General features: G+C 68.0%; 5 protein-coding genes. 2 read left to right on the top strand and 3 right to left on the bottom strand.

The genetic code is table 11. The annotated features are described in order from the left end of the window. Nucleotides 1-426: 426 nt before the first annotated feature. On the bottom strand, nucleotides 427-1,086 hold the full coding sequence (locus EFK10_RS07990; protein WP_127355038.1) for a TetR/AcrR family transcriptional regulator: 660 nt from the start codon (nucleotides 1,084-1,086) through the stop codon (nucleotides 427-429). A gap of 186 nt (nucleotides 1,087-1,272) precedes the next feature. On the opposite strand from EFK10_RS07990, the gene EFK10_RS07995 reads away from it, so the two are divergent. Then, entirely contained in the window at nucleotides 1,273-1,734 is a 462-nt protein-coding gene (locus EFK10_RS07995) for an SRPBCC domain-containing protein (RefSeq protein ID WP_127355039.1), read from the top strand. A 234-nt stretch (nucleotides 1,735-1,968) separates the two neighbouring features. Here EFK10_RS07995 and EFK10_RS08000 read toward each other — a convergent pair whose 3' ends face one another. Then, on the bottom strand, nucleotides 1,969-2,352 hold the full coding sequence (locus tag EFK10_RS08000; protein WP_127355040.1) for a hypothetical protein: 384 nt from the start codon (nucleotides 2,350-2,352) through the stop codon (nucleotides 1,969-1,971). A 103-nt stretch (nucleotides 2,353-2,455) separates the two neighbouring features. Between EFK10_RS08000 and EFK10_RS08005 the strand changes: the two genes are divergently transcribed. Beyond that, nucleotides 2,456-2,944: a MarR family winged helix-turn-helix transcriptional regulator gene (locus EFK10_RS08005; protein WP_127355041.1), complete on the top strand. Its 489-nt coding sequence runs from the start codon at nucleotides 2,456-2,458 to the stop codon at nucleotides 2,942-2,944. Nucleotides 2,945-3,196: 252 nt separating this feature from the next. Here the strand turns inward: EFK10_RS08005 and EFK10_RS08010 are convergent. Beyond that, a partial coding sequence (locus EFK10_RS08010) for an MFS transporter (protein ID WP_127355042.1) occupies nucleotides 3,197-3,980 on the bottom strand: 784 nt, incomplete at its 5' end.

Below are 3,980 nucleotides of genomic sequence, written 5' to 3' on the forward strand. Positions count from 1 at the left end.
GCGGCTCAAGCCGAGCCCACTGGCCGCTCGTCATATCTCCACGCCCCACAGCGCTTGATCATCCACGACCTTGATCGACTTTCGCAACACGCCCTAGTTTGCGTTGCTGTCGTCGGCCCGTCGTGGTGGTTTGCGCAGGCCTTCACGAACTCCTGCGCAGCGGTCTTCGGGCGCTTGCTCGCGTCCGCCGACGCGGGCGGCCGGGGGTGTGCGGCGTCGGTCCGAGTCTCGCGTGGCCGCTACGTTCTGTCACGCGCCTTGGAGGACAGCCGAAGGCCCCGGCCATCTGTGTTGCTGGCCGTGCGGGCATCCCTGGTAGTGACCGGCACCGACCACCGCAGCCACGTGGAGCAGAACGCAGCCATCAACGCCTACGTCCGCTGGCGCAACTCTCGCGCTGAACCGAAGACCAACTTCGCCCCCGACTCACCCATTCGTTCCTGGACCCATTGCCCTGCCAGAGCTGTGTGACGAGCCATGGGCCATGAGCTGGGCGGTCAGCGTGCAGAAGTAGCGGCGGTACACCGCGGCGAGATCGACGGTCTCAGGGTCCAGCAGCCACTGAACTGCCGCGCCCTCAAGAAACGCTGCAATCTCTACCGCTGTCGCATCCGGGTGGACGTCGGGCCGCAACTCGCCGGCGTCGATCCCCTCTCGGACGGCCTTCGCCAGCAACTCGCGCAAAAGCCGGTTCCTGCGGAGGAAGTAAGGATGCAAAGGGGCGTCGCCACTCAGGTTCTCGACCGTGAGCGTGATCTGCAAGGCGACGAGCTCCGGTGCAGCGGAGGACATCTGTTCCGCGTGCTGGACCATCCGGGTCGCGGCTGCGTGCCATCCCGGGCTGACGATGTCGTCGAGCTTGGCCAGCGATTGAAGGTCCATCTCCTCCAGTACCGCCTGAAGCAGACCTTGCTTGGTGCCGAAGTGGTGGGTGATCAACGAGGTGGGTGCCCCGGCCACTGCCGCCACTGCGGCCAGCGATGTTCCGCGGTATCCCTGCCGGGCAAACAGGTCCATGGCCGCGTGGACGATCTCGCCGCGACGCTCGACGCCGCGCTGCTGCACCTGACCCTTGACCCCAACCATGGAGCGAGCATAGCTGCCGGACTCTTTTGACTGTATGGTCGTGCAAGGAAATGGCGCTTAGCTGGATCCCGTGCCCACTGGCGGGCAGTTGGGACGCTCGATCGCGCCCGCGCCGTCCCGCCCGCCAGCCACAGGTGCGCAGCTTTCCCCAGCGGACACCTCTTACGAAAGAAGATCGCGGACGACATGACCGGGCAGCAACTGACCGTACACACTGCTATATCCATCGCCGCCGCCCCAGAACAGGTCTGGAAGGTCCTCATCGACCTGGCCGGCTACCGGCAATGGCACCCGAGTATGGAGCTTCTCGGCAGATCGGACGGCGACGACCAGCCCCTCGCGGAAGGCTCTGTCCTGCACCTGCGCACCAATCGCGGAACTGCCCTGGAACTTGACTTCGAGGTGACCGTCTCCGAGGTGATCGAGGGCAGCACACTCGCGTGGCAAGGAGGCGATCCCGAAGTCTTCTTCGGCTGTCACGCCTGGACTCTGACGTCCAACGGCCAGGGCACCCGCGTGGTCAATGAGGAGACCTTCACCGGGGCGATGGCCGAGGCTGTATTCGCAGAACACCGCCACACACTCGAAACCCAGTACGCAGCCGGCGATGCCGCCCTCAAAAAAGCGGTTGAGAACTCAGGCAACTAACCGCCCGTCGGACGCCCGGACCCCACCCCCACGGCGCCTCAAGTTGCGACCTCTCAGGCGAAACCTTGCGGGAGGCGAACGACCGATTGATTACCGGGTCGACTATCTGAGCCTCCAGTGGGTTTCGGCAGCGCCCTGGTGCAGCCGGGCTTCGGTGGCGCCTCGCTGGTTGAGCTTTTTCGAGGTCGGTGCGTGCGCGGGCCGGAGCGGGTGGCTCCGGCCCGCGCACGTGTGTCAGGCCACCGTGCCGGCGACTCCGGTGCGGCCGTTGGGGACGCCGACGATCGTCACGATGGCCTGCTTGCGGACGGCCTCGCCGAGCACGCCGGCCAGTGCGTCGGTGGTGGTGGCGACCAGGCGGGCGGGAGCGTCCGGGACCTCGGGTAGGTGATACGCGGCTTCGCGCATGCTGAGGGTGACGAGAGGTGCATCGTTGTCGGTCGGGATGCCGCCGATGCCCCGCCGGTGCTGCGGGATGCCGATCAGGTCCACCCCGACGAGGCGGCGGAACTCCTCGCCGTAGACGGCACCGACCGCGTTGGTCAGGGCGCTGATCAGCTTCGGTTCTACCGTCCCGTCGAGGGTTTCTTCGCGGATGTGCACGCTGAAGTGCGGCATGGTGGCAACTCCGTTCACGCCGGTACGTACGATGGAGGGAAGTTCACTTTGCAAGCAAAGCAAAATACCTTTGAAGGCAAAGGTAAACGTTGAGGGGTGTGCGATGTCAAGGCCCAAGGCGCGCGACGCCGCAGGGGGCGGCGAGAACGGGGTCGATGACGCTGTCAGGGCCCTGCTGCTGCTCATGCCCCGGATGGTGGGCCGGGTCAAGAAGATCCCTGTGCCCGAGACGCTGCAGTCCTTCGCGCTGGCGCCGCGCCACCTCTCGCTGCTCTCCTACCTGCTCTTCGACGGGCCGATGACCGTGAACGAGTTGGCGGCCCGACTGCAGGTCGCGCCGACAACGGTGAGTCTGCTGGTCGGCGACCTGAGCCGGAAGGGGATCCTGGAACGGCGCGAGGACGAGGCGGACCGGCGTCGGCGGATCATTGGCATTGCGGCCGACCAGCGGCCCGCGATCGCTGCCTGGCTCGCCCCGGGCGCGGCTGCGTGGCGCAAGGCGCTGGCTCCCCTGACGCCAGATCAGCGGCGGGTATTCGTCGATACTTTGCTCGCGTACGAAGCCGCGGCCAGCGGGGAGGAGCAAGGCTGAGCCGAGCCCCACAGGCACCGCCGCCCACTGCGAACGTGGCGGCTTCGCGGGCGGCGTACGCGCTGAAGTTGGGCATGGCGGGGGTCCTCCTGGTGGGCTGGGCGGGCGGGCCGGCGGGGTGCTGCTGCGCCTGGCCGGCCTTTCCGGGCTGGGACGGGGCCGTGTGCGGGCCGTGGTGGGGGTCAGGCTGCTGGGCCTCGGTGTCGTCCTTTTGGGCCGCGCAGTAGCCGCACAGCGTGCCTCGGGCGGGCATCAAGTGTCGCCGACGGTGTCGCAGCGCGTGCACAGCCGGTGCAGATAGGGGGAGGTGGCGGAGATCAGGCCGGTCCTCAGCGCGCTGTAACCCAGCACATGTTGAAGGTAGAAGGAGTTGAGGAAGAACGACGAGATCAGCAGCCCGGAAGCGGCCAGCATCACCAGACCACCGCCCACCAGCGACCGCCGGGCCAGCAGCTCGAGGCGCACCAACGGCTCACGTACGCTCCGCTCGACGGCGACGAAGGCCGTGACGCAGGCGAGAGCGACCAGCAGAGGCAGCCAGGCGCCCATCGCGCCGAAGCCGTGCTCGCGGGCCTGAACCAGGCCGTAGATCAGCAGGGCCGGGGCTGCTGTCAGCGTCACAGCGCCCGCTACGTCCAGCCGTGGGGCCACGCCGGACGGGCCGGTGCGCGCACGGGCGTCGCCCAGCAGCGCCGGGACGCCGAGGAATGCGACCAGGCCGACCGGAATGTTGATGAAGAAGATCCACTCCCAGCCTGGTCCCGACACCAGAACTCCGCCGAGCAGCACGCCGATGGCCGAGCCTGCTCCCCCGATGGCGGCCCACACCCCAAGGGCCTTGTTACGGTCCGGGCCCTGGAACAGCGTGGTGATCAGCCACATGGCGGCCGGCGAGAGCAGCGCGGCGCCCACCCCCTGAGCGGAGCGGGAGCGCCAGGCCTCGCCGCGGTTGCGAGCCGGGCGAAGCGAACCAGCTCGCCGGGCCCCTCGTACGCCGGGCCCGTACGGTGAGCGACGACTGTAGGCCGAGGCACTC

The sequence above is a fragment of the Streptomyces soli genome (assembly GCF_003999195.1).
GTDB lineage: Bacteria > Actinomycetota > Actinomycetes > Streptomycetales > Streptomycetaceae > Actinacidiphila > Actinacidiphila soli.

Bases quoted from the DNA above. Each gene is read 5' to 3' on its own strand.
- EFK10_RS07995 (WP_127355039.1), top strand. From the start codon at position 1,273: ATGACCGGGCAGCAACTGACCGTACACACTGCTATATCCATCGCCGCC.
- EFK10_RS07990 (WP_127355038.1), bottom strand. From the start codon at position 1,086: ATGGTTGGGGTCAAGGGTCAGGTGCAGCAGCGCGGCGTCGAGCGTCGC.
- EFK10_RS08000 (WP_127355040.1), bottom strand. From the start codon at position 2,352: ATGCCGCACTTCAGCGTGCACATCCGCGAAGAAACCCTCGACGGGACG.
- EFK10_RS08005 (WP_127355041.1), top strand. From the start codon at position 2,456: ATGTCAAGGCCCAAGGCGCGCGACGCCGCAGGGGGCGGCGAGAACGGG.